This window comes from Desulfosporosinus sp. SYSU MS00001, from assembly GCF_049943955.1.
GTDB lineage: Bacteria > Bacillota > Desulfitobacteriia > Desulfitobacteriales > Desulfitobacteriaceae > Desulfosporosinus.
Genome location: NZ_JBNFTW010000002.1, coordinates 403320 through 429059 on the forward strand (window position 1 = coordinate 403320; position 25740 = coordinate 429059).

General features: G+C 42.2%; 29 protein-coding genes. 24 read left to right on the top strand and 5 right to left on the bottom strand.

Annotated features, from left to right (window positions below):
• The first annotated feature begins 18 nt into the window (after positions 1-18).
• The 17 genes from mqnC to tatA all read left to right on the top strand — a co-directional run bounded on the left by mqnC (position 19) and on the right by tatA (position 16820).
• Positions 19-1101 carry a cyclic dehypoxanthinyl futalosine synthase gene (gene mqnC, locus ACPUYX_RS05310; RefSeq protein WP_426378666.1) on the top strand — a complete coding sequence of 361 codons (1083 nt, stop codon included), beginning with the start codon at positions 19-21 and terminating at the stop codon, positions 1099-1101.
• A gap of 4 nt (positions 1102-1105) precedes the next feature.
• Entirely contained in the window at positions 1106-1891 is a 786-nt protein-coding gene (gene tatC, locus ACPUYX_RS05315; RefSeq protein ID WP_426378667.1) for a twin-arginine translocase subunit TatC, read from the top strand.
• 40 nt (positions 1892-1931) lie between these two features.
• Positions 1932-2294: a Sec-independent protein translocase subunit TatA/TatB gene (locus ACPUYX_RS05320; protein WP_426378668.1), complete on the top strand. Its 363-nt coding sequence runs from the start codon at positions 1932-1934 to the stop codon at positions 2292-2294.
• Positions 2295-2301: 7 nt separating this feature from the next.
• Positions 2302-3270: a polyprenyl synthetase family protein gene (locus ACPUYX_RS05325; RefSeq protein ID WP_426378669.1), complete on the top strand. Its 969-nt coding sequence runs from the start codon at positions 2302-2304 to the stop codon at positions 3268-3270.
• A gap of 319 nt (positions 3271-3589) precedes the next feature.
• Positions 3590-4894 carry a cytochrome c biogenesis protein ResB gene (locus ACPUYX_RS05330; RefSeq protein ID WP_426378670.1) on the top strand — a complete coding sequence of 435 codons (1305 nt, stop codon included), beginning with the start codon at positions 3590-3592 and terminating at the stop codon, positions 4892-4894.
• 35 nt (positions 4895-4929) lie between these two features.
• Entirely contained in the window at positions 4930-5790 is an 861-nt protein-coding gene (ccsB, locus tag ACPUYX_RS05335) for a c-type cytochrome biogenesis protein CcsB (RefSeq protein WP_426378671.1), read from the top strand.
• 100 nt (positions 5791-5890) lie between these two features.
• Positions 5891-6529 (top strand): precorrin-2 dehydrogenase/sirohydrochlorin ferrochelatase family protein, encoded by a 639-nt coding sequence (locus tag ACPUYX_RS05340; protein ID WP_426378672.1) that lies wholly within the window; start codon positions 5891-5893, stop codon positions 6527-6529.
• Entirely contained in the window at positions 6505-7842 is a 1338-nt protein-coding gene (gene hemA, locus ACPUYX_RS05345; RefSeq protein ID WP_426378673.1) for a glutamyl-tRNA reductase, read from the top strand. Before ACPUYX_RS05340 ends, hemA begins: the two co-directional genes overlap by 25 nt.
• Positions 7839-8750, top strand: coding sequence for a hydroxymethylbilane synthase (gene hemC, locus ACPUYX_RS05350; RefSeq protein WP_426378674.1), 912 nt, complete (start codon positions 7839-7841; stop codon positions 8748-8750). Before hemA ends, hemC begins: the two co-directional genes overlap by 4 nt.
• 202 nt (positions 8751-8952) lie before the next feature.
• A complete protein-coding gene (cobA, locus tag ACPUYX_RS05355) occupies positions 8953-10470 on the top strand; it encodes a uroporphyrinogen-III C-methyltransferase (protein ID WP_426378675.1) in 1518 nt (505 codons plus the stop codon).
• Positions 10463-11644, top strand: coding sequence for a putative heme d1 biosynthesis radical SAM protein NirJ1 (nirJ1, locus tag ACPUYX_RS05360; RefSeq protein WP_426378676.1), 1182 nt, complete (start codon positions 10463-10465; stop codon positions 11642-11644). Before cobA ends, nirJ1 begins: the two co-directional genes overlap by 8 nt.
• Before the next feature lie 105 nt (positions 11645-11749).
• Positions 11750-12736 carry a porphobilinogen synthase gene (hemB, locus tag ACPUYX_RS05365; RefSeq protein WP_426378677.1) on the top strand — a complete coding sequence of 329 codons (987 nt, stop codon included), beginning with the start codon at positions 11750-11752 and terminating at the stop codon, positions 12734-12736.
• A gap of 93 nt (positions 12737-12829) precedes the next feature.
• Positions 12830-13846 (top strand): Lrp/AsnC family transcriptional regulator, encoded by a 1017-nt coding sequence (locus ACPUYX_RS05370; protein ID WP_426378678.1) that lies wholly within the window; start codon positions 12830-12832, stop codon positions 13844-13846.
• A 23-nt stretch (positions 13847-13869) separates the two neighbouring features.
• Positions 13870-15159, top strand: coding sequence for a glutamate-1-semialdehyde 2,1-aminomutase (hemL, locus tag ACPUYX_RS05375; RefSeq protein WP_426378679.1), 1290 nt, complete (start codon positions 13870-13872; stop codon positions 15157-15159).
• A 92-nt stretch (positions 15160-15251) separates the two neighbouring features.
• Positions 15252-15545 (top strand): hypothetical protein, encoded by a 294-nt coding sequence (locus ACPUYX_RS05380; RefSeq protein ID WP_426378680.1) that lies wholly within the window; start codon positions 15252-15254, stop codon positions 15543-15545.
• Positions 15546-15638: 93 nt separating this feature from the next.
• Entirely contained in the window at positions 15639-16397 is a 759-nt protein-coding gene (locus ACPUYX_RS05385; protein WP_426378681.1) for an SDH family Clp fold serine proteinase, read from the top strand.
• Positions 16398-16613: 216 nt separating this feature from the next.
• Positions 16614-16820: a twin-arginine translocase TatA/TatE family subunit gene (gene tatA / locus ACPUYX_RS05390; RefSeq protein WP_426378682.1), complete on the top strand. Its 207-nt coding sequence runs from the start codon at positions 16614-16616 to the stop codon at positions 16818-16820.
• Positions 16821-17036: 216 nt separating this feature from the next.
• On the opposite strand, the gene ACPUYX_RS05395 is transcribed toward tatA, so the two are convergent.
• The gene (locus tag ACPUYX_RS05395) at positions 17037-17303 is read right to left on the bottom strand and encodes a spore coat protein (RefSeq protein WP_088226732.1); all 267 of its coding nucleotides are present in this window, start codon (positions 17301-17303) and stop codon (positions 17037-17039) included.
• 61 nt (positions 17304-17364) lie between these two features.
• Positions 17365-17571, bottom strand: coding sequence for a hypothetical protein (locus ACPUYX_RS05400; RefSeq protein ID WP_047809385.1), 207 nt, complete (start codon positions 17569-17571; stop codon positions 17365-17367).
• A 181-nt stretch (positions 17572-17752) separates the two neighbouring features.
• Between ACPUYX_RS05400 and ACPUYX_RS05405 the strand changes: the two genes are divergently transcribed.
• Positions 17753-18823, top strand: a complete 1071-nt coding sequence (locus tag ACPUYX_RS05405; protein ID WP_426378683.1) for a tetraprenyl-beta-curcumene synthase family protein — start codon at positions 17753-17755, stop codon at positions 18821-18823.
• On the opposite strand, the gene ACPUYX_RS05410 is transcribed toward ACPUYX_RS05405, so the two are convergent.
• A complete protein-coding gene (locus ACPUYX_RS05410) occupies positions 18820-19812 on the bottom strand; it encodes a polyprenyl synthetase family protein (RefSeq protein ID WP_426378684.1) in 993 nt (330 codons plus the stop codon). The two genes, ACPUYX_RS05405 and ACPUYX_RS05410, sit on opposite strands and share 4 nt — an antisense overlap.
• A 196-nt stretch (positions 19813-20008) precedes the next feature.
• Here ACPUYX_RS05410 and ACPUYX_RS05415 point away from each other — a divergent pair, with 196 nt between their 5' ends.
• From ACPUYX_RS05415 to ACPUYX_RS05430, 4 genes are all read left to right on the top strand, one after another.
• Positions 20009-20227, top strand: a complete 219-nt coding sequence (locus ACPUYX_RS05415; RefSeq protein ID WP_426378685.1) for a hypothetical protein — start codon at positions 20009-20011, stop codon at positions 20225-20227.
• 505 nt (positions 20228-20732) lie between these two features.
• The gene (locus ACPUYX_RS05420; RefSeq protein WP_426378686.1) at positions 20733-21290 is read left to right on the top strand and encodes a flavodoxin family protein; all 558 of its coding nucleotides are present in this window, start codon (positions 20733-20735) and stop codon (positions 21288-21290) included.
• Between the two features lie 288 nt (positions 21291-21578).
• Positions 21579-22217, top strand: a complete 639-nt coding sequence (locus ACPUYX_RS05425; RefSeq protein ID WP_426378687.1) for a carbonic anhydrase — start codon at positions 21579-21581, stop codon at positions 22215-22217.
• A gap of 455 nt (positions 22218-22672) precedes the next feature.
• Positions 22673-23356 carry a PhoH family protein gene (locus ACPUYX_RS05430; RefSeq protein WP_426378688.1) on the top strand — a complete coding sequence of 228 codons (684 nt, stop codon included), beginning with the start codon at positions 22673-22675 and terminating at the stop codon, positions 23354-23356.
• Between the two features lie 90 nt (positions 23357-23446).
• On the opposite strand, the gene ACPUYX_RS05435 is transcribed toward ACPUYX_RS05430, so the two are convergent.
• Positions 23447-24193, bottom strand: coding sequence for a C1 family peptidase (locus ACPUYX_RS05435; RefSeq protein ID WP_426378689.1), 747 nt, complete (start codon positions 24191-24193; stop codon positions 23447-23449).
• Positions 24194-24661: 468 nt separating this feature from the next.
• Here ACPUYX_RS05435 and ACPUYX_RS05440 point away from each other — a divergent pair, with 468 nt between their 5' ends.
• Both ACPUYX_RS05440 and ACPUYX_RS05445 read left to right on the top strand, forming a co-directional pair.
• Positions 24662-24949: a hypothetical protein gene (locus ACPUYX_RS05440; RefSeq protein ID WP_426378690.1), complete on the top strand. Its 288-nt coding sequence runs from the start codon at positions 24662-24664 to the stop codon at positions 24947-24949.
• A 102-nt stretch (positions 24950-25051) separates the two neighbouring features.
• Positions 25052-25171, top strand: coding sequence for a DUF4023 family protein (locus ACPUYX_RS05445; RefSeq protein WP_088226741.1), 120 nt, complete (start codon positions 25052-25054; stop codon positions 25169-25171).
• Between the two features lie 209 nt (positions 25172-25380).
• On the opposite strand, the gene ACPUYX_RS05450 is transcribed toward ACPUYX_RS05445, so the two are convergent.
• A complete protein-coding gene (locus ACPUYX_RS05450; RefSeq protein WP_426378691.1) occupies positions 25381-25701 on the bottom strand; it encodes a hypothetical protein in 321 nt (106 codons plus the stop codon).
• Positions 25702-25740 lie beyond the last annotated feature (39 nt).

A 25740-nucleotide genomic window follows, 5' to 3' on the forward strand; every position in this document is an offset into this window, starting at 1 on the left:
TAGAGAGGGTGAGAGGACATGAATTTAGAGACTTTAAAGATCATTGAGAAACGTATAGCCGGAGAACGGTTATCCCTTTCTGATGGCGTTCGCTTGTTACAAGACGCCGATCTTCTATCCTTGGGGCAGGGAGCCGATCTCATTCGCAAGCAAATGCATCCGGATAAAGTTGTTACCTTTGTTATCGACCGAAATATTAATTATACCAATATCTGTTCCAGTCAATGCAAGTTTTGCGCTTTTTATTGTAAACCGGGTGATCCTAAAGGATTTATTTTGTCAAGAGACGATTTACATGCTAAGATTGAAGAAACAGTTGCAGTCGGAGGAACACAACTCTTAATTCAGGGAGGATTGCATCCTGATTTAAGCCTGGAATACTTTGAAGAGATGCTGAGGGATATTAAAGCTCATTTTAACATCCATATTCATTCCTTCAGCCCGCCTGAAATCTGGGATCTGGCCGAAAAATCAAAATTGAGCCTGGAAGAGGTTATTGCCCGTCTCAGAAATGCGGGATTGGACTCGATTCCCGGAGGAGGGGCGGAAATTCTCGAAGATCGAGTCAGACATCTCATCAGTCCGAACAAAATAAAATGGCAGCAGTGGATGGAGGTCATGACTACGGCTCATCGCCTGGGAATGAAATCTACTGCAACAATGATGTTTGGTCATGTAGAGACCTTTGAAGAACGCATCTTGCATATGATCCATGTCCGGGAAGCCCAGGATCAGACAAATGGGTTTACCGCCTTTATACCTTGGAGTTTTGCACCCAGCAATACAGAATTAGGTGGAGAAGGCAGTACCGGTGTGGAATATTTGCGAACTCTTGCAGTTGCGCGCTTGATGCTGGACAACGTCCCTAATATTCAAGCTTCGTGGGTTACCCAAGGAGCTAAAATGGCTCAAGTAGCCTTGCGTTTTGGAGCTAACGATTTTGGCAGTACCATGCTCGAAGAAAATGTTGTACGTGCTGCCGGAGTGCAGACTCGTGTTCCTTTACAGGGAATCATCCGTTGCATTGAAGATGCCGGATACCAAGCAATTCAGCGAAATACATATTATGAGCGGTTAAAGGTCTACGGGAAGGAAGTGTAGCCGGATGCGCAGGCGACCACGTGGAGATGGCAATATGCCGCTCTTGGAACATGTTCTCGCTCTTCGTAAAGTACTCGTTATTGCCGCATATGCCGTAGCTATAGGAACTGTTCTGGGATGGTTTTTCAGTGATCAGGCTTTTGCCTATTTAGCTTACCCCGTCACTCGACTGAAAAATATCATGTTTATTACCACCACGCCGATGGAACCAATGTTGGTCAAGCTGAAAGTTTCTCTCTTGATAGGGGTTGCAGTAGCTCTTCCGATTATTTTATGGCAGGTTTGGGGGTTTATACTGCCGGCCTTAAAGCAAAACGAAAAAAAATATCTTTATATGGTTGTTCCTAGTTCTCTCCTGCTCTTTATTTGTGGTGCGGCATTGTGCTTCTTTGTCGTTTTGCCGGTGGGGATTAAGTTCTTGCTTTATGCCGGCGGTGGTGCAGTTCAATCGACACCTTTTGTGACGAAAACTTCCTACTTAGGTTTTCTTATAACCTTTCTTGGGACCTTCGGACTTGTTTTTCAACTCCCGATCGTTCTCTTAATCTTAATCCGCATAGGCTTGTTATCACCTAGAACCTTAGCTAAGAAAAGACGCTGGGCTCTTTTAATCATTATCATTTTGGCTGCCATTGTATCCCCGACGCCGGATTTATTTACGCAGTTTTTGATGGCGGCCCCCATGTATCTACTCTTTGAAATTAGTATTTGGCTGGGGTACATTGTTGCCCGGAACAGAGCAAAAGCCCTCGCGGCCAGTGAAAATTTAACAAAACGTGAAATTCAATAATGGTGAGAAAGTCAGGTTATGGGATAAAGGGGGCAGAAAAATGGGCTTTACAGAAATCCTCCTAATTATGGGTATTGCCTTGATTTTGTTTGGACCAGAGGACCTACCGGAAATTGCCCGAACAATCGGCAAAATAGTCTATGAGATTCGCAAAGCGACTCAAGATGTCACCAAGGAAATTCAGAATACAATGGATACCCCCAGCAATACGTTTAACAAAGCGTTGAATTTGGCGGACTATAAACCTGGGGATAAACCGCCTCAGGCGCAAAAGGAAAAGGAAAAGGAAAAGCCTGAAACTGATGAAGAATTGTTGACGTTTGAGGATGAAAATCCAGCAGATCCGCTGGCGGATCTGCCATCAGATATGGTATCTTATGAAGAAAAGGGTGCGAGCAGGTGAATCGGTTTTGAAACAACTCTGGCTCTTTAATCAGATAAATTCAGATCTTCAACGGGTTGAAAAGGAACTTACCAAATTTGTGGAGACGGACTATCCGATTCTCCAGGATTCCGGCGTTCATTTGTTAACTGCCGGAGGCAAACGCTTACGTCCGGCTTTTACTCTCTTAGCCGGAAAATTTTATGCTTATTCTTTAGATAAGCTCATCCCAGTGGCTATGGCTTTAGAGCTTATTCATATGGCAACTTTAGTCCATGACGATGTTGTGGATGCTTCTCTGACAAGAAGAGGCAGACCGACCGTTAAAGCCAATTGGGGAAATATAGTTTCTGTGGAAACAGGGGACTATTTGCTGGCCAAAGCTTTAATTCTCATCTCGCAAATAAATCATCCTGAGGTTTCTCGTATTTTGGCCGAGGTAAGTGTGGAAATGTGTCAAGGAGAGATCCAACAGATTAAAGCCTCTTTTGATGTGGAGCAAAACATAAAGCAGTATTATTTCCGGATCAAACGGAAAACAGCCTTGTTGATTTCTGCTTGCTGCAAATTGGGGGCTCTGGTTTCCGAGGCCCCGAGACATCAGGTCTGGGCTTTAGGGGCTTACGGACATTCTCTGGGCATGGCTTTTCAAATTGTTGATGATGTATTGGACATCACGGCTAAACCGTCTGAGTTTGGAAAACCTATCGGCGGAGATCTTCGCCAGGGAATAATGACCTTACCCATGATTCTGGCTTTGCAGTCGTTTTCCAGCGGTTCGCATCTTCATGAGTTATTGAGGAAGGTTGATAAAACTGACGCTGAAGTCGCAGAGACGATTGAGCTGATTAAAGGGACAGGGGCAATTGATCAATCCATGCAGATTGTCGATGCCTATATCAGCAAAGCCAAAAAACGCCTCCAAGATCTCCCGAAGGTTTCATCCCGCAAGGCTTTGGAAGATTTAGCTGACTTCATAGCCATTCGAAAATTTTAAGATATTACAGAATATTAGCCTTCCGTATGTTTGCTGCGGGAGGTTTTTATTGCATATGACATAATATATAAGTCATATGATGAGGTTGCCTTCCCTCAAGCTCGCTGGAGGCTGCGCTTGCTTGAATTCCGGTTTTGGAAATGATAAACTAGTACAAATGAGGGTTACATTGGATCTATGGCCTCGTAAGTGGAGAGCTAATAAGTCGGGTTTATAAAGCCTTTCATTTAAGGTTCGATAGACCCGGCTTTTGTGTGATACTCATCCTATTGCCGGCTTTATCGGCAGTAGCAGAGAGGCTTGGTAAGGAGGCAATCAAATGAAGGAACATCAAGAGAGTGCCGTGGATAAATTATGGCGCATCTTCAGTTCCATGAAATTAGGACTGGTTTTACTGGGAGTCATTGCTTTTTTTGCAGGTGTAGGGACCTTATTTCCTCAGGCAGATGTTGATCCCGATAAAGCTCGGGCGGTAGGGGAGATATGGCAGGAATTGGGATTCACCCATCTTTATAGTACATATTGGTTTCGTTTGTTATTAGGCGTTTTGTGTATTAACCTGATCATTTGCAGTATCCAAAGGTTTCAAGGAATTTATAATCGTACCTTTAAACTTCACCCCCCTGAAAACCGTACCAACATACCCAAGAAGGTTCAAGAGACATGGAAGGGGGAGAGGGAATCCCTTCGAAGTTCCGTTCAAAAGGTTTTACAGAGCAGGGGATTTAAAGTCGTCTTTGAGGAAAAAGATAAGCAATGGAGTTTTATCGCTATCAAGCGACGATGGGGAAATTGGGGGTCTTTTATTACTCACTTGTCCTTTGTCGTTTTAGTGATTGGAGCCGTTATCGGCTCTTCAATGGGCTTTAAAGGATACTTAATGGCTGGAACTGGGACAACAGTTCCTATTCATTCGATACAAGTATCCCGAGGAACGGTAAAAGAAACGTTTGATGTCTTGATTAATTCAGCTGAAGACCGTTTCTTAGCCAATGGTCAGAGAGATAATTGGTACACTGATCTGAGTATTTTGGAAAATGGCAAGGTTATGGCCCGCCATACTATATCCGTGAATCATCCGTTTACCTATCAAGGGGTAACCTTCTATCAATCCAGTTTTATAAATGGCGTTCATTTGACCGCCGATGTCAAAGGACAAAAGGTTCCTGTTATCCTGGAAGATCGGGGCGGGAATTATTTCCAGGCTCCGGGGACAGATCTCTATCTCGTTGCTTCAGCTATAACTAGCGATCCTCAAAAACCTTCTATGCTTTTCGAAGTTTTTAAAGGCATGTCGGAGGATGCGGTACAATCCGGACAACTAGATTTTGGACAAACTATTGATATTCAAGGTGCCTATAAGCTCACTCTTGATGGAAACTCAGGTTTTACCGGCTTACAAGTCAAGCAGGATCCTGGGGTTATGGTTATTTGGTTAGGCTGTGCCTTGTTGCTTCTGGGTTTAATATTGTCCTTTTATTGGCGCCCAATCCTTGTATCGGGAATTTTTCAGGCTGAACTAGGTGATCAGGGCGAGATAACCATGGGAGTTTCATCAGGAAAGGTCGCCGGAGGCGTTAAAGAGGTATTTGAGCGTTTAGTTCGGGAAATTCAAACAAAATAGTGGATATATTGTCCGTGGAAAGGGAGGATTAAATCTTGAATCTGGGCTTACAAAATCTCGAATCGGCTGCTTTTTATGTTATGGTCATGGCTTATATTCTTTGTATGATGTTTTACTGGGTTTGGATGGGCTTAAAAAGAGACCTGATTGGTACTTTGGCAACCTACGTTGCGGGTCTTGGCTTAATTGCCAATACCGCAGCGATTATTATTCGCATGGTGATTTCGGGGCATCCGCCGCTGTCCAATGGCTATGAATTCCTTTTAACGTTTGTTTGGGGAATCATGGCAGTTTATTTGTATATTGAGTATCGCTATAAGTTAAGGTCATTGGGTGCTTTCGTAATGCCCATTCCTGTTTTGCTCCTGCTGTTTATTATCATGAGCATGGGTCCTGAAGAACGGGTAGCCCAGGCAATTCCTCCCGCTTTAAAGAGCCAATGGCTTACCTTCCATGTTGTGACAGCTATGCTGGCCTATGGAGCTTTTGCTATTTCCTTTGGTCTAGGGGTAATGTACCTTCTAAAGTTGAAAGAAGAAGGCAAAGGATGGGAAGCAAAATCTCAGGGAATCATCGCCCGTTTTCCGGATTTAGAGACTCTTGATGAATTGTCCTATAAAGTTGTTGGGTTTGCATTCCCGCTTTTGTCCCTGTGCATTATTACCGGAGCTATCTGGGCAAATTATGCATGGGGCACTTATTGGTCCTGGGATCCTAAAGAAACTTGGTCCTTAATTACTTGGATTATTTATGCAGCTTATTTACATGCCCGCTTGATGTATGGCTGGAAGGGCAAACGTGCGGCTTGGATGGCGGTTTTAGGTTTTGTAGCCGTGCTCTTTACTTTTTTTGGCGTTAACTATTTCTTACCTGGATTACACTCTTATGCCCAATAGGAAATGTATTTATAGTAAGAAATCTTAAGGATGGGCAGGGGAAATGTCTGAATAGGGCGAATTATATCTAGGAGAAAGTTGGAGAAGGTGACAGTGTTTTATGCCGCAGTTTTATCCGATTTTTATGGATTTGAAAGATCAGTCTGTTTTGGTCGTCGGAGGAGGCAACGTTGCACTGCGGAAGGTTCAAACCCTTTTGAGTAATGGTGCCGTTGTTCGGATTGTTTCCCCAAAAGTCTTGCCGGAACTGAGGACTTTAATTGATGAAAGAACATGTTATTGGCTGGAAAAAGAGTATTCTTCAGAAGATATTGGAGAAGCTTGCCTTGTTTTTTCCTGTACAGAGAATGAAGATGTTAATCAACGAGTGTCACTTGATGCTAAAACCCAACATCGTCCTGTAAACGTTGTGGACGATCCGGAAAAATGCAGCTTTATTGTTCCTTCCATTATGGAACAGGGCGATTTAAAAATTGCCGTTTCTACAGGTGGAAGCAGCCCCATTGTAGCTCGGCAAATTCGTCAGGAATTGGAAATGCTTTATGGCTCTGAGATGAAAGAGTATCTGTCCTTATTGAAAACCTGGCGTAGCAAAGTAAAAACAAGTTTACCTCCCGAAAAACGGGGCTTTTTTTGGGATCGTATAACGGACGGCGAAGTAAGAAAACTTATTCAAGGGGATCGTCTATCCGAAGCGGAAGGAGTGATTAAACAGTGTTTCCTGTCGCTGTTGGATTAAACCACCAAAGTACACCAGTGGAAATCAGAGAAAAAATGAGTTTTCATCCCTCCCAAATTCAGGATGCCTTAAAAACCCTCAGGAGTTATCCGGGGCTTGAAGGAGTATTAATTCTCAGTACCTGTAATCGCACTGAGATATACGCTGCAACGACTGACGTTGAGGTGGGTACCGCCTCGATCAAAAAATTCTTGTCGGTTCATCACGGTATTGAAGAAAAACTTTTGAGCCAATATCTCTATGTGCATACCCTTTACGATGCTATACGCCATCTCTTTCGGGTGACGGCAGGCTTAGACTCAATGGTTCGCGGGGAAACTCAGATCATCGGCCAGGTTGCCAATGCCTATCAGCAAGCTAATGACGCCGAGGTTACAAACAAGGCCATTAATGTTTTCTTTCAAACTGCCCTTGCTGTGGGTAAACGAATACGTACGGAGACTCAAATCGACCAACATCCTGTATCCATCAGCTATACGGCGGTTGAGCTTGCCAAGCAGCAGTATGGAGAGCTGCAAGGCAAAGGGATTTTAATTTTAGGCGCCGGCGAAATGAGCACCTTAACCATTAGAAATTTAGTAGCGGCTGGAGCTTCGACAGTCATGGTTTCCAATCGATCTTATGAGAAAGCAGTCTCCTTAGCTAAGGAATTTGCGGGACAAGCTGTACGCTTTGATGAAATGGATAAGTATCTGGAGACAGTAGATATTGTAATTTCGGCCACAGCAGCGACTCATTTTGTGATTCAACCTGAGCGTATGGAGACGATCATGAAAAAACGTCAGGGACGTCCCTTATTGCTCATTGATATAGCTGTTCCGCGCGATATACATCCTGCGGTCAGAGAGCTTGCGAATATCACCTTGTTTGATATCGATGATTTACGGGGAGTGATCGACCGGCATCATCAGGAACGCGAACTCGCCGCTCTCAAAGCCGAAAAGATTATTGATGAAGAAATGAATCGTTTCGTAAAATGGCATAATTCATTGTTTGTTGTTCCAACCATTGTTGCCTTGCAGCAAAAAGGTCAACAAATAAAAGATGTCCAACTCGAACGTGCCTTAGAGCGGTTAGGCGGATTAACACCGAAACAAGAGAAGATTGTCAGTTCAATGGCTAACTCCATTGTTAATCAGCTTTTACATTTACCAATCACCAATCTTAAAGAGTATGCATCCACATCTCAAGGGCATTTGTATACGGAAATTTTACAAAACCTTTTTGACTTAGACGTTGAAGAGGAAACGAAACGGCAAATGACCATTGTGAATCAGCATCTTGGACCTGTGCGTCATGGGAGGGCAGAATGAAGAACATTCGAATCGGAACTCGAGACAGTCAATTAGCCATGTGGCAAGCGGAGTGGGTGAAACACCAACTTGAGCTCCTCTATCCTCAATTTAGTTTTGAGCTCGTGCCGATGAAGACCAAAGGTGATAAAATTTTAGATGTACCCTTGGCAAAAATCGGAGATAAAGGGTTATTCACAAAAGAATTGGAACATGGATTGTTAAATAATCAATTGGATATGGCGATTCACAGCCTTAAGGACCTGCCGACGATTTTGCCGCAAGGTTTGCATATTTGTGCTTTTTGTGAACGAGAAGAACCAAGAGATGTTTTTTTAAGCAAGAATGGAAGACTCCTGGAAGAGCTGCCTGAGGGAGCTTTGGTAGGAACGAGCAGTCTGCGCCGGAAGTCTCAGCTTAAACATTACCGACCTGATCTGCGCTTTATGGATTTGCGGGGAAACCTGCAAACACGCTGGCGCAAACTGCAGGAGTCTGAAATGGATGGGATTGTATTGGCTGCGGCAGGGGTAAAACGATTAGGATGGGAAGAGAGGATTACCCAAATTTTATCTGAGGATATAATGCTTTCAGCAGTGGGTCAAGGATCTATTGCGGTTGAAATTGCTGAACATCGGGACGATATTCGTGAATTGTCAGCTCAGCTTAATCACCCTGAGACCGAAAAAGCCGTTTGCGCTGAACGAGCGTTAATGCGCAGGCTTGAGGGCGGATGTCAGGTTCCCATCGGTGCTTTGGGACAGATTAAGTCCGGAGAGATTCATCTTAAAGCAATGGTTTCCAGTCTTGATGGTAATCGTTTGCTTAAAGTGCAGGGGAAAGGGATTGATCCTGAGAAGGTTGGGGTCGAAGCTGCCGATCAATTGCTTAGCTTAGGAGCCGCAGAAATTTTAGCGGAAATTCGTTAGGAACTAAATTTAGTTTGTTGTCCTGGAGTTATGGCCAAAACTTGAGACTAAGTGCTTCAGATCACAATATATGTTTGAGGATTTGATATAATTAATGATAATCCCATGGTTTCAAACTCAAGGAACATGGGACGGTTCTAGATAATTAGAACCGTCCCCCTTTTCTTAATGGCATTTTCAGCATAGATAGGAGTGTTCTGTTTTGAATAAAGGATATGTATATTTAGTTGGTGCCGGTCCGGGAGATCCAAAGCTAATTACCCTTAAAGGCTCTGAATGTATTGCCAAAGCGGATGTTTTAGTTTACGACCGTTTGGCGTCCCGGAGGCTTTTGAATCTGGCACGTCCAGAGTGTGAACTTATCTATGTTGGGAAATCACCGGATCGTCATACCCTTAAGCAGGATGAGATTAACCAACTGCTCGTTACTAAAGGACTTGAAGGGAAAATTGTTACCCGTCTTAAAGGTGGGGATCCTTTTGTATTTGGGAGAGGTGGGGAAGAGGCCGAAGCTTTATTGGAAGCAGGAATTCCCTTCGAAGTGGTTCCGGGGATTACATCGGCTATTTCAGTTCCGGCTTATGCAGGAATTCCCGTTACTCATCGTGACTTAACCTCATCCTTTGCTGTTATAACAGGTCACGAAGATCCCACCAAAAATGAAACCGCAATTCAGTGGAATCATATTGCCCGATCTCACGGGACGCTTGTATTTCTCATGGGTATGGAGAATCTCCCTTTGATTGCCCAAAAACTTATGGAGAACGGAAAAGAACCGAGTACTCCTGTCGGTATTATTCAATGGGGAACAAGGCCGGAACAGCGCACCTTGGTGGGATCGTTGAGTAACATTGCCGAAAAGGTCAAAGAAGAAGGGTTTACCAATCCTTCGATTATCATTGTCGGCGAGGTCGTTTCTTTGCGGGAAAAACTTCAATGGTTTGAAAAGAAACCTTTATTTGGCCAGAGAATTATTGTCACCCGTGCTCGTCATCAAGCAAGTGAGTTATCTCAAGCCATTGAGGCACTGGGCGGAGAGGCCTGGGAATTTCCGACAATCGAGATTGCTCCGCCAACAGATGGGTCTTTGTTATTGAAAGCTCTAAAAGAATTGAAGAGTTTTCAATGGCTTATTTTCACAAGTGTCAACGGAGTTGAAACGTTTTTTGCCGAACTTCTGAAACAGCAAGGAGACGTCCGGGATTTAGCGGGCATAGAGCTTGTTGCTATCGGTCCGGCCACAAAAGCAGCCCTGGAGAAACGAGGACTGCGTGTGGCCTTTGTACCTGAAGAGTATCGGGCCGAAAAGGTTGTCGAAGGCTTAAGGCACCGCGTAAAGGCAGGGGATAAGGTATTACTGGCCAGGGCTGAAGAAGCCAGAAATATCCTTCCTGATTCCCTTAAAGCCATGGGCGTTGAGGTTTGGGATGTCCCTGCCTATAAAACAATTCTCGGCAATGCAAATCGGGCAGATCTGCAAAGAATGCTGCAAAATAAGGAAATAGATAGGGTGACGTTTACAAGTTCATCAACGGTGAAGAATTTTATTAAATTATTGGACGGAAAAATAGAGTTATTGCAGAATGTTGTGCTTTATTCAATTGGGCCGATTACGAGTGCTACCGCCCGGGAAATGGGCCTGACAATTCATCGAGAAGCTTCAGAATATACCATTCAAGGACTTGTTGAAGCCTTACTGGAGGGAAAAAAACATGATTAGTATTACTAAGCTTCTATTTGATACTGAGTATTTCGGGGATTCTTTGCGCTACAGTCAGAATTCCCATGGTGCAAAACATGGCACAACGACGGACTCCGGTCCTGTCGTTGTTTGGAACACGACACGTACGTGCAATTTGAAATGTGCTCACTGCTATATGGAATCTGATGCTCAAAAATATACAGGAGAATTAACGACTGAAGAAGGCAAGCATTTTATCGATGACTTGGCGGACTTTAAATCGCCTGTCATTCTTTTTTCAGGCGGAGAACCCTTAATTCGCCCCGATTTTTTCGAGTTGGCAGAGTATGCGATTTCCAAAGGATTACGGGCAACCTTATCAACCAATGGTACCCTAATTACTCCTGAGGTTGCCAAACGGCTGAAAGAAATTGGCGTTTCCTATGTGGGGATCTCCTTAGATGGCCTTCAAGATGTGAATGATAAATTTCGGGGTAAAGAAGGCGCGTTTAAGGCAGCTATGGAGGGCATTCAAAACTGTGTTGCCGTTGGCCAGCGAGTAGGGCTTCGTTTTACAATTAATCATCATAATCTGCAGGAATTAGATAAAATTTTTGATTTTATCGAAGACGAAAATATAGACAGAGTCTGCTTTTACCATTTGGTTTATTCAGGCCGCGGCAGTAAAATGATCAGTGATGATGTCACTCCGGAAGAATCTCGCCGGGCAATGGAGACAATCATTCGCCGTACGCGGGATTTTGAAGAACGAGGATTGAAAAAGGAAATTTTAACCGTCGATAATCACTGTGATGGTGTATATATGTACGTTCAAGCGCTTAAAGATGACCCGGAGAAGGCTGAAAGGATTAAGGGCCTGATTGGCCTTAACGGAGGGAACCGTTCAGGAATTGCCTTCGGCGAAGTTGATCCTATGGGGTATGTGCATCCTGACCAATTTACCCAACATATTACCTTCGGCAATGTTAGGGAACGTAAATTCGGCGATATTTGGACAGATGTGTCGCAGCCCATTCTTGCCGGGCTTAAAGATAGGAAGCCCTTGCTGAAAGGACGCTGTGCTGCCTGTAAGTACTTGGATATGTGTAACGGTAACTTCCGGACTCGTGCGGAGGCTGTGACAGGAGACTTCTGGGAATCTGACCCAGCTTGCTATCTGACAGACGAGGAAATTGGGGTAAGAGAAAACTAAGAGAATGATGCAGCTGAACGAGGCAATTTCCCTTTGAGGACGATAAATTTTCGGAGCAGCAAAAATGCCTTGTGTTAGGATAAAGTATTTTAGGAGGTAAGTGGCATGGATCTGAGAAGACGCCCGCGGCGCTTACGGGCAAGTGAGACAATTCGGAAGATGGTCAGGGAAAATCATCTTCGCATTGATGATTTAATTTATCCAATGTTTGTCATGCCGGGTGAGAAGAAGAGAGTGGAAATTTCCGCAATGCCGGGAGTATATAACTTTTCTCTGGACGAATTTGTAAAAGCCTTGGATGAAGTGGTAAAATTAGGGATACCTGCGATTTTGCTGTTTGGAATTCCCGAGAGCAAAGACAGTGTTGGTTCAGGGGCCTATGCGGAGCATGGTATTGTCCAGGAAGCTGTGCGCATCGCCAAAAAATATTATCCTGATCTGTATGTTATTACGGATGTATGTCTTTGTGAATATACCGACCATGGACATTGCGGCTTGATTGAACAAGGACAGATTTTGAACGATCCGACGTTAGACCTTCTAGCTCAAACTGCGCTTTCTCATGCCCGGGCCGGGGCGGATATGGTAGCCCCTTCTGACATGATGGATGGAAGAGTTGCCGCTATTCGTGATTTGCTGGATAAGGAAGGTTATGCCCATATACCTATCATGGCTTATTCGGCAAAATTTGCTTCAGGGTTCTATGGGCCCTTCCGCGAAGCGGCAGGTTCAGCGCCTCAATTTGGGGATCGCCGTACCTATCAAATGGACCCGCCTAACGGAAATGAAGCCATGCTGGAGACTTCGTTAGATGTTGAAGAAGGTGCGGATCTAATTATTGTTAAGCCCGCATTGGCCTATGGCGATATCATTTATCGCACTAAAGAAAGATTTGGACTGCCTATCGCAGCTTATAACGTCAGCGGGGAGTATTCCATGGTAAAAGCTGCAGCTGCCAACGGGTGGATTGATGAAAAACGTATCGTGATGGAAGCATTGGTCAGTATGAAACGTGCGGGAGCCGATTTATTGATTACGTATCATGCCCTTGATGTTGCACGTTGGTTAAACGAGGAGGGGCGTTTGTGCTAGTATCTTGGCATACAACAAATGCTTGCAACAATGAAGGGGACTACATGGCTGAGGAGCCGTGGTGCTTGCATCAGGGAAGGAAGGGGGTTTAGTATGGATTCTGCCGATCGCGCTTTACTTAACGAGATCCAGAAACAATTTCCTATCGACGTTCATCCCTACAAAATTCTTGGCCAAATTGTAGGTACGACAGAAGAAGATGCCTTCTCGCGGATTCAAAAACTCCGCCGGGAAGGAATTATCCGTCGCCTGGGCGGAGTTTTTGATTCGCGGAAGTTAGGTTATTTTAGTACCTTGTGTGCAGCAAAAGTTCCGGCAGAGAAAATCCCGGCTCTAGCCAAATTGATTAATAAAATCCCGGGTATAACGCATAATTATGTTCGCAATCATGACTATAATGTCTGGTTTACATTGATAGCCCGTTCAGAAGAAGCTGCAGAGCATATCATTCACAACATTCGCACGGATTTAGGTATTTCTGAGGTCTATAACCTTCCGGCAACGCACTTATTTAAAATTAATGTAAACTTTGATTTTAGCGAAGAAGAAGATACTCAGGAAGAACCATTAAATTCTCCGGAAAACGGAGAAAAAGCTATAACCCATAGTGCAAGCAGCCAACCCTATGATTTAACGAATGATGATATATCTGTAATTCAAATAATTCAAGGTGATTTGCCGGACTCGCCAACTCCGTTTAGTGTATTGGCCGAAAGGCTTAACTGGCCGGCTGAGAAGCTGATTTTCCGTGCCAGGAACCTACTTGATGCTAAGGTTTTGCGTCGCTTTGGTGCAGTATTGCGGCACCAAAAAGCTGGTTTTGTCGCCAATTCAATGGGCGTTTGGCAGGTTGAGCCTGCTCGTGCAGAGGAGGTTGGCAAAATAATGGCTCAATTTAAAGAAGTGAGTCATTGTTACGAAAGACCAACCTTGCCTGATTGGCCATATAACGTCTTCACGATGATTCACGGGAAGACCATTGAGGATTGTGACGAGATTATGAAAAGAATTTCTCAGGCAACCGGCGTTACAGAGTATTCTATGCTTTTTAGTACGGCTGAATTGAAAAAGAGCAGCATGCAGTATTTTCTTGAAGAAGAGTCGTTTTAGACTCGTTAAAGGGGGTCATTCACTTGCCGTTTGTTGATAAAAAAAGCAGCCAAGCCTTTGCTAAAGCCAAAAGAGTTATTCCTGGCGGTGTTAATTCTCCAGTAAGAGCCTTTAAATCGGTAGGCAGAGATCCTGTATTTATTGATCGGGCTGAGGGTGCTTATCTCTGGGATATTGACGGCAATCGTTATCTGGATTATGTGGGTTCCTGGGGGCCGCTCATTGTTGGTCATGCTCATCCTGAGGTCGTGGCAGCGATTAAACGAGTAACAGAACGAGGAACAAGCTATGGTGCCCCGACTGAAGTCGAAACTGACCTGGCTGAGGAAGTGCTTAAAGCATACCCCTCAATGGAAATGATTCGCATGGTTAACTCCGGGACGGAAGCTACGATGAGTGCCTTGCGTCTGGCAAGAGGCGTTACCGGCAGAACAAAGATTGTCAAATTTGAAGGATGTTATCATGGGCATGCCGATCAGCTTTTAATTAAGGCCGGAAGTGGTGCTCTGACCTTCGGTGTACCGACATCCCCCGGTGTCCCTCCCCAAACCGCAGCGACGACTATTTCCGCAAAGTATAATGATTTGGAAGGACTTCGGGAAATTTTTCAACGTGAAGGGGAAGATATTGCCGGAGTAATTCTCGAACCGGTTACAGGCAATATGGGTGTGGTTTTGCCGGAAGAAGGATTCCTGCAGGGTGTCCGCCGTTTGACGGAAGAGTACGGTTCATTACTGATCTTTGATGAAGTGATGACGGGTTTTCGCATCAGCTATGGCGGCGCCCAAGCCCATTATGGAATTGATCCGGATTTGACCTGTTTGGGCAAAGTGATCGGCGGAGGTCTGCCCGTGGGGGCTTATGGCGGAAAAAAACGTTATATGGAGCAAATAGCGCCCAGTGGTCCTATTTATCAAGCGGGGACCTTATCAGGAAATCCCTTGGCCATGAATGCCGGATTGACTACTCTTAAATTGTTACAACAACCCGGTGTTTATGAGGAACTTAATCGCAAGACAACTCGCCTGGCGGAAGGTTTAAAACGTATTGCTCAAGAGGTTGGGCTCCCCGTATGGGTCAATGCTCTCGGGGCCATGTTTTCCGTCTTTTTTACCGAGGGTCCTGTTAAAGATTTTGCAAGCGCCTGTACATCAGACGTCGAACGGTTTGCTAAGTACTTCAGCGGCATGCTTGAAAAGGGTATTTACTTAGCACCGAGCCAGTTTGAGGCGGTTTTCTTATCGACGGCACACACTGATGCCGATATCGATAATACTCTTGAGCAAGCCCGCTTAGTCATAAAAACCCTCTAGAAAGGCCAAAGTGTCGGTGCTGACTGGCTGCCAGAGCAACGACACTATGATAAATACCGCCAAGTGTGATTCGACAGGGGTGCTTTAAAACTATGGACAGAAAACGTTTATTAAGAACGATCATTACCGTGGCTTTGTTTGGGGCTTTAGTTGCCGTCATCATTATTTCGCAAAACCACGATCCTTCTAATCCACACGCTTCAATTCCTAAAGACGTCTGGATTAACGGGCCGCATGGTCATGGTTATGCGGTCAATAATAATCAGCAGCCTTGGAAACAATGTTACCCTTGTCATGAAAAAAAAGGTCTTGGCGGGGAAGAATTTTGTCAGAGCTGTCATGAAAAATCAAAGGTTAATGTAACCCTGCCCAAGAAGCCCTCCTAATTGTCATTTTGTCATTCCTGATCTCGGGACATTCACGACCAAACAATTATTGGAATAATATGGTACGTGAGGATGGCTGGGAGGGGACTTGGTTTGAACGAAGAAGAACGTGTTAATTTGCTCGAACGTTTAGAAGGATTGAGGAATTCCAAAGTCTTAGTCTATTTTTCATATTCTCCGCTGGATGATTCCATTTTAGTACCTCTGTATAAACAACTTAAGAAAATTGGACCGACTCCAAAAATTGATTTGATCCTGCATAGTTATGGCGGAACTGTAGATACTCCTTATAAAGTGGTTATGTTAATTCGGGAATTTTGCCAGGAATTTTCTATTATTGTCCCTTTTGCGGCTAAGTCCGCCGCATCGATGTTGGTTCTCGGAGCTGATGAGGTCATCATGGGGCCTCTTTCTGAATTGGGACCTATTGATCCTCTTGTGAAACATCCTGTGTATAAGGATATTCTTGTACCAGTTCAAGCCGTTTGGCATTGTTTTGATTACTTGCAGCGATCAATTACTACCAGCGGTGATCCCGAAGTTGTTTCATTTTTGGCAACTCCAATGCTCAATAAGCTTGACCCTTGGCTTATTGGTGATTATGAAAAAACAATTAAGGCTTCACGTCAATATGCAGAAATATTGATGTCGAACTACATGTTCAAGGATTCTCCGGAACGTATTGAAAGGGTGGCTCGGGCATTGACTGAGGGGTATTTTTCTCATGGATATCCCATAGGGCATCAAGAGGCCAAGGATCTTGGTTTGAATGTTACTGTGGCTCAGGGTGAATTATGGGAGGTCATTTGGAACTTATATCTCGCTTACGAAGAAATCTTTAACGAAAAGTAAATTATTTTAAAGAGCAAGTTATATCTCGAAGAGATATCAATATTGAAGGAACTGAAGAAAAAGACTTGCTTTCATGCAGTCTTTTTCTAACTTTCCACAAAAAACATATTGCTTGTTGTTTCGCAATACGATAGGATTAACTTGTACTATATTCTAATTTCAAGACGTAATAGTTTTCTACTGTATTATAGTCAAAATTTTATGGAGGTGGATCAGATGTTGACAACGTTTGGTTTTGTGTCCCCTTTGGAGGCAGGTATCTTTCTGGTTATTGCTTTAGTTATTTTTGGTCCGGGAAAATTGCCGGATGTGGGGAAAGCTTTAGGTAAGGGAATCAAAGAATTTAAGACAGCGAGTCAAGGTGACGAGAGCGTGCCAAATCCTTCGGAAAATAAAGCAGTTAATCTGGATAAAGCCGAGTAAAATCGTTCAACTAAAGCTGAGCATCGGGGCCTCAGTGACAGAAAATAAAGACTATAAAAAAGACGGGGTTAACTGCACCCCGTCTTTTTTATACTTTTAGAAAGTGTAACTTAAAGATAACTTTAAGTTACACTTTCGGTTATAGTTGCATACATAAGTAAGCCAACGTCTACCGCGCTTGCCGAGACTCGGTGTAAACATGGTTCTCAAAGCGTCTTATTGAAGTGGTTTAAATTTATCCTTTGCTTTTTGAACCTCTTGGGCTTCAGCATCAGTCGTTGGATACCAGCCTTTTGAATTCATGATATTGTAAAGATTTTCATGAATATTATGCTCTTCATCGAGAATCGTCTTCAGGTTTTGTCTTAAATTGGCACAGGTAGATTCCGTGATGAAGGTATTTACAGTTGATGTAACATGTTTTTCACTTGTCAGCAGGTCAGTGATGATTTCTTGTTCTGACAATGTGGTCTGTGTGGCCAATTAAATCACCCCTTTCTGGTAAGGTTTTTGCTCTCGTCAATTTGTTCGATGTTGTTTTCATTTATTGATGAGAATTAAGATAATTGAGCAAGGTATCATAGTGTTTACGATGCAGCTCAGAAATTGAAGATAGTTGCGAGCTGACTGCCGGGTCTTGAACAGTTTGGGATGCTTGAGCAAACTTGTGAACAAGTAACGCTTCAGCACCGAGTTGATCATTTAAGATGGCCAGGTTTTTGGCTGTGAGTTCAGGTTTTGTTGTGTTCATAGTCAACCTCCCCTCTGTCATAATGATTTTAGTATTCCCCTTCCGTTTAAGAATATGTTTTCTAAATATTGGACGGAGTTAAGTACCAAGGGGTAGGTGTTGAAAAAGGTTGAGGAATGCAGATATTTGGCAAGACTATATCTGAAGTCCAACACCTTAAGCAAAACAAGGAGAACAAGGAATGAGCATAGTCAAAAAGAGTTCTGTCAATCGGGCAACATTAATCTATAAGTTTGTGACTAAGGTTTTTCCCATGGTTAAAGAAGAACTTATGATCTGGCAGCAGCGGGCTGAATTAATCCCTGATTCCCGTCTTAGCAGGCAGGCCCAGGAAAGTATTCGTCTCAAAGCGTTTCACTGCCAAGGAGGCAGTATCTATGCTTTATATCCCGGTGCGAATCTAAGAGAGACCGTACGATTTATAGTCGCTTATCAGACCATAAGCGACTATCTGGATAATTTAGTAGATAGCTTAGACGTAGAGAATGAAATGGCCTTTGCTCAATTACATCTGGCAATGGAGGAAGCGTTGCTGCCAAAGGCCGATCTGTCAGATTATTACAAGTATTATCCTTATCAGCAGGATGGAGGGTATCTCGAGCAACTAGTTCGGACATGCCAAGCATGCCTTAAAGACTTACCATCCTATGATCTTGTTCAAGAAACAGCTTTAGATTTGGCTCGGCTTTATTCAAAGCTGCAAACCTATAAACATTTAGCCGCTGCCCAAAGAGAATCCGTTATGCTTCAATGGATTGAGCCTTACACGAAACTCTACCCGGCAATTACAGCCTGGGAATTTGCGGCTGCAACAGGATCAACCTTAGGAATTTTCCGTTTGTATGCAGCTTCTCACGATGTCCATTTAAGGGAAGATGACGTTGCTAAAACACATCAAGCTTACTTTCCTTGGATCTGCGGTTTGCATATTTTGTTGGACTATTTCATTGATCTTCGTGAAGATCGTGAAACGGACCAATTAAATTTTGTAGCATACTATTCCAGTTCGGAAAGAGTAGCTGCTCGCTTGAAACTTTTTGTCAGAAAGTCTCTTGAACAGGCAGCTACACTTCATTTTGTAAAATTCGAACGAGCTGTCGTTCAAGGCCTTCTCGCTATGTACTTATCGGACGGTAAAAGTCAGGATCGGGAAATACGCCTAATAACCAGGCAATTGCTCAATGGTAATGGTGTAGGCGTAAAGGTGCTCTTTTGGCTGTGCTGTCAGTTACGAAACTATAAGCGCCTTTAAGATGAGCGCAGCAAAATGGAGTCTGAGAGATTTATGAGAGCTGTTCGGTAAGGACTCGCAGGAATTTTGCCTAAGCAGTTTTTTGCTTTGTCTATACACTGAGTAGCCGTGAGATATGCTTGTTCCAGGGAGCGGGAACTTATTAAGGCTTCATAAATACTTTGGAGTCCTTGACGGTTAATTTTATGAGAACTCAAAATTTCTCGCAGCCAATCGCCATAAACTGGGTTATCCATAAGATAGAGAAGGGGCAATGTTATGTTGCCATTAAGCAGATCGCTTCCTACAGGTTTACCTAATGATTCCGAGCTGCCGCTCAGATCGAGAATATCATCCGTGATTTGATACGCATATCCAATATTCAGTCCGAATTCGCGAAGGGCTTCGATTTCTTCGGTCCCGGCGTCTGCCAATAGGGCACCTGATTGGCAGCAGGCAGCCAGAAGAATTCCTGTTTTTTGGGCAATTCTCTTAAAGTATTGCTCCTTTTCAATAGTATCGGAGAATTGTGCTTCGGCTTGATTCACTTCTCCGGCACACATGGCTTGAATTGCCTCGATAAAATAGCGCATAGTTTTTAATAACTGTTCTGTAGAGAGTATATTGAACGCTTCGGCAAAGAGGTAATCTCCCGTGAGAATGGCCGCATGATCACCATAGATTGAATTCATTGTCGGTTTACCACGCCTTGTCGCAGATTCATCAATGACATCGTCATGAATTAAAGAGGCCATGTGAATCATTTCGGCGGCAACTGAAGCCTTAATCATTAAAGGGTTTAAAGGGCTAAAGCACATTCCACTGTAAAGCGTCAGGAAAGGACGCACACGTTTACCGCCTGATTTTAATAAAGTAACACAAGCTTTTTGAATTAAACCATCAGCTTTCTTAAGTAGTTCATGAAGTTGATCTTCTACAAATAGTAATTCAGGAAATCTTAAAGCGTCTAACGTCGCTTTTGGGGAGTTATACAGTTGTTGAATACTCATTGCATCAGCCTCAGCCCTCTATTTAGAATACAAATCGCCTTTATATTATGTCTGAAAGGACATTTTTGGATACTATAAATCCACGAGATATCTAAAATCATAAAAAAAGTGACTAATTTTGAATTGTGGGGGAAATCATAAATTGACAGTTCATTTTAGGTTCAACTTGAAATAGGGACACTGAGGAGGTATAACAGTGGGCAATGAAAATGACAAAGAGCATGCTTCTCAATTAAATCGTCAACCATGGGAGCCTGCAGGTGTAGTCAGTGTTGTCGATGATGATCAGACACCGAAATACGGGTCGAATGGTCGAAAAAATGCAAAAGGAGGCCAGCTTACACTTGAAGTCGATGAGGTATTTCATAATCGAGGAATTATGGAAGGGACTCAGTTAAATAGTAATAAAGAGTGAACTCGATCAGCTAAAGCTGAACATCGGGACCTTAAACTTGGATAAATTTCACTCGCAAAATTACAAGTTAAAACAGGCTCCTGATCAGCGAGCCTGTTTTCTACAAAGGATTGAGTGAAGATAAGCAGCAGAAGAATTACCGGAGAAAAATAAGGAGTACGTCGTAATGAGACAGAAGACTATTTGGGAGGAACTTATTAAACCTACCATTGTGGCTTATCTTTTGGCAATTACAATCCCGGCAAGTATTGCACTTGTTTATTATGTGTACAATATTTACTTTTAAAAGTTTAATATATTTAAGCTTCCTAATCAGGGTTCAAAACAAAAAAAATCGCCGTCCAATATACCCGGAATAGGACTTGGATGAACTAAGATACCGTTTCTGAAACATAAATAGTGCATATAAAATAGTACATAGTTATGTTAGAAAATACACTTTTAAAGATATTATTTTCTTGATACAATATAGTAACATGGTAATTGAAAGGTTAAGGATGATTTGATGAATGTTATAATTTTTACGAGTAGTCCTAATCAAAATGGATTAACGGCAGCCTGTGGGAACGCTGCCAAAGAAGGTATCCTCGCAGCCGGAGGAAATGTGAAGTTAGTCAATCTAAATCGGCAAAAGATCGGTCATTGTCATGCTTGTGGCAGTGGATGGGGTCCCTGTCGAAATGACCATGAATGTCAAGTTCAAGATGAATTTCAAGCACTGCACGCTTCTTTAGCAGGTTTTGATGCTTTTGTTTTCGTGACCCCCGTTTATTTTGGCGAGATGAGCGAATCAGCTAAAACCTTCACGGATCGCCTTCGCCGCTGCGAAGCCTTTAGAGATAAGTCTTACTTGGAAGGCAAACCGATCATAGAAATAGCAGCTGCAGGGGGAAGTGGAAATGGACTCACCTCATGCCTTACTTCCCTGGAAAGACTTTTTCTGACAGTGAAAGCAGAAAAATTTGACTTAATTGGAGTTACTCAAAAAAATAAAAGCTATAAGCTTGAGACCATCAAAGCAGCGGCCAAAGAAATGGCTACTTCGTATAAACCTAAAAATTAATGACAAATTTATACATGCTTTCTGAAGCCAGCGACAAGGTTGTCGTTGGTTTTTCTATTAGTACTCTCATTAATGAATTTTTTAATCATGAATTTATAACCTCCTGCTCAAAAATTGGTTTGTTTTAAGCAGGGCATTCTTTCGGGAGTTGCAACAATGGTGCGAATATAAAAATACCTGATCATTACCATTTCGCTTTATAATATCTGAGATTGACTAATAACAACTTGAATGCTAATCTGCAGTTGTGATAAAGATTTGAAGCCTTGAAATTAGGGAGGTGCTAATATGAATAAATTAATTGCTGGTTTAGTAAAATTTCGAACTCAAGATTATGAGGAGCATAAAAACTTATTTTGTCGCTTAAAGCGAGGTCAACAGCCTCACACTTTATTTATTGGCTGCTCTGATTCCCGAGTTGTTCCGGAACTAATTACCAAGTCTTTACCAGGCGAATTATTTGTGGTAAGGAATATCGCCAATATCGTTCCTCAGTATCATCATGTCCTGGAACAGGAGGCTCCAATGTCAGCAACTACCGCTTGCATCGAGTATGCGGTAAATGTTTTGAAGGTCGAACAGATCATCATTTGCGGTCATTCGAATTGCGGAGGATGCAGTTCGATATATCTCTCAGATGAGGAACTTAACCAATTGCCTGTTACTAAAAAATGGCTCGAACTTGCTCAAACAGTTAAAACGAGAGTTTTAGATGAATTAGGCGATCCAGACGATATAATGAAGAGAGAATGGTTAACGGAGCAAATTAATATCGTAGAACAAATTAAACATTTATTAACCTATCCTTTTATAGTTGAAAAATATAATAAGCGGGAAATTGATATCATTGGTATGTACTACACTATTGAAACTGGGGAGGTTTTCATATATAATGCCTCTAAAGGAGTTTTTGAATTAGCAAATTAGGCCATCTCCAACAAATGGTTTGTTCATATGGATAAAATAATTATGTTAACGCTAACGGATCCTAGGTTGTAACAAACTCATGAAAATGGTTGTTGCAGCCTTTTGTTTTATTTTAATTGGAACCCAAAGAAGAGGGTTTCGGAGGAATGGGAAGATGAGAGCAAAACTCTGATTACCGGTGATGCCCTAAATGAATTGAGCGCTTATCCTTATCAGAAGGAAAGCGCTCAATTCATTTAGGGTGAGTATTAGAATAAAACGAACGAAGTTGACAGAATCTAAAAAGATAAGAAACGACTTCAAAATACTTCAGAGAAGGAATATTTCGAAACAATGTTGAAGTTATCTATAAACACTTCGATTTGTGTTTCTGTCTTAGAAAAAACTGATTTGGATACTTTTTTAGATGCACTTTTAATTTTAGAAATTAATTCTACAAGGATTAGGTGAGAGATATGCCGCTTCCAGAAAATAATCTATTGTTTGGCCTGGCCCCAAGATTAACGCCTGAACAGCGTGACTATGTGGATGCCATCTTTGATTATCAATTAGTAATGGTCAATGCAAAAGCAGGAACTGGGAAAACGACCTTGGCTGTTGCATGTGCTAAGATTTTAAAAAAACCGCTTACTTATATTTTTAATCCAGTTCAAGAGGCTATTATGGGTTTTAGACCGGGAACTCAATCGGAAAAGGAAAGCATTTATCATCAGCCCTTAATTGATGCTCTTTTGGAAATCAATGAAAATCCTGTTCAGTGTATTTATAATGAAGAAGTTTTAGCTAATGAGGCTATTCGCAGAAAAGTCAGCGTAAAACGTGTTATGGATGGCATATGGTGTTATCCTAAAAGTCCCTTGTTTTTACGTGGGACCAACCTTAAAGATATGACAATTATCATTGATGAATGCCAGAATTTCACAGCCATCGAACTGCGAAAAATATTTACTCGAGTACACGATTCCTGTAAAGTAATTTGCATTGGCCATTCCGGTCAAACCGATATTCCCAGCTCAAAGAGCGGTTTTGTTCCCTATATGGAACATTTTAAAGAGCAACCCTATTGTAAGATAGTAAGCCTAACAAAAAACTTCCGAGGAGAACTCGCTAATTGGGCAGATACTTTTGAAATGGCCTAACTATTGAATAAATTTAGCGCTTTATGATAAAACAGATCCCCGGTCTGCAACTGGGGATCTGTTTTGGTATTTGTACTATTAATTATAAAATCATTTACCAGTCCACATATCTAAGACATTTTCATCGAAATAGCCGTAGGGAAGAAAGAAATAGCCATTATCTCCCCAATTTACCCCCCAGGAATTACGGCAGATAACTACCCCTGAGTTATTATTATCGTCTTTGTATCCCACAGCTAATACTGCATGCCCACCAAGGTATTGTTCATCTTTTTGGGGGAGTGGTACGATTCCATTTTGGGCAACCTCTTGTGATTCAAAACTTGCATAGATTTTGATTCCGATGACAACGGGGTACCCTTTTGCTAAAGCTGTTTTGAGGTCCGATAAGTTCAGTACCCTGTGATATTCACTTATTCTAAAATGAAGAGCATCAATAAATGAAACAATGGGCGGGGTTTCTTTGAATTTTGTAATATCATAGGGCCAATCACTCTCCGGAGAACAACCGAACTTATGCAGAACCTTCATACCATCCCGAATACCAGCTCCGGAATCTTCATCCACTGTTCCTTCCAGTTTGCGCTCTCCCCAATAAAGCCATAAACGGCTTAGAGGTGTCAATTTTCCGCTGCGAAGTTCCAGATATTCGCGTAATCCAGAGGCAATTGCGTTAGCAGTACAACTGCCTAATTCACCTTGATCAACGACAGGGGAACATCCGCTTCGCAGATCTATGATGTGGGGGAGGGGCATTTGCTTATAGAGGGAGGAGTAAAATAGTTTATCCCTTTCGTCCGCCTTATCTTGTTTAAGCTTATACACTTTTTTGGCCATAGGTTTTCCTCACTTGCTAAATTTTCTGTAACGAATTCCCTTTGGAATCTGTTTCAAATTATAGTACGTGCGATTGTCCTAAAATGTGAATAAGCTGTTCAATGACCAGAATTAGCTGGCTATATTTTACATTGCGTTTTGAAATAAGATATTTTAATTCTTAACACATTCTTCATATAAAGATCACGGAAGAGTAACAATTATATTTTATGATAGTTACAACAAAACAAACGAAAAACAAACGAAAACTCCTCGCTCTTAAGCGGTTAACATAAAGGTTTTTTCATTTTTCTTTCCTCCTCCTTATTCCCCCCCTTTAAGAGGGGAATTTTTTTTGACGATCTATCAATGGGGAATGAAGTTTTAATTATCTCTTGGAATATCTCTCCCAGTTGTTGTATGATAATTTGATAGAGGGATATAAAGTCATAAACGAAAATGTATAGTTATAAGGGGGAATAGTGATTGTTGACCTTATCCTCTAAAATAGAATTTGTAAAATTTCTTAAGCAAAAATTTTTAGGTAAGAACTTAAAATGTTTAGAGGTTTTGTGTGTTGTAGAATGTACCATGGATTTCGGAATAGTAACCAACATTGATTTCGCCGATGATAAAGTTTCTGTATGGGGATCTGATTCAAATGTTTTTTGGATAAGACTCGATGATATCATCAATATAAATTATAATCCCAGGCAGGAAGACGTCTGCTTAGAACTTGAAGCTAAAAATGAAGTGAAAGTATTATTTTATCTTTAAGTTTTGTTGGCTAGCCTTCTCCGTTAAATTTCAGTACCCGAGCATTTAATTCTGCAGTTTGGTTAAAGTAAAAAGGGTTCAAAATTCAAGGAGGGGTTAACCATGGAGAATTTAGATAAAATACTTCAGGCTCAGGAGAAGGCCGAGCAAAATAAGAAACATCAGGGAAAAGGAAATCCCGATCGAAAGCTGCCCAATAAGCAGCACAGTACCAATAAATAACCAATAAGAGAACCTGAACCATTATGAGTTTTTGCCAAATAGCATGAGATATTATATGAATGGAAAATTAGCCTGAGAGGACGTTCTGAAGCCTTTCAGGCATTTTCTTTTTATCCAATCGTGAGACTCCCTCTTCTATTACAACTTATGAAGAAAAGACAATAAAAAAAGAAAAGCTCTCATCTGAGAGCTTTGGTATAAATTAAGTCCTATTCAACGTGGTCTAATATTAACTTTGTAACGCATTCCTCGCAGTTAAGTATTTCTTCAGAATTGGGTAATTTGTTTCTGGTAGAGCAATCAGGGTGAATTCGCTCGCAAAGTCCACCGTTGACGTTACCTTTGAACGATTGCATTAAAGTAATTCCCCGAAACAATACTTCGCACCCCGCAATAGTTTCAGTATCATCTGTCCAATCGTCAAAATCGGATAGTGCCTCTGCAACTTCGTTATATTGGGTATACTCAGGATTATTCGCTTGGAATGGTTTGGCAACGACCCATATTTTATTAGGATTATCTTTCAACATAGTATGGCCCTCCATATTCTGACGTACATAATGCAGCAA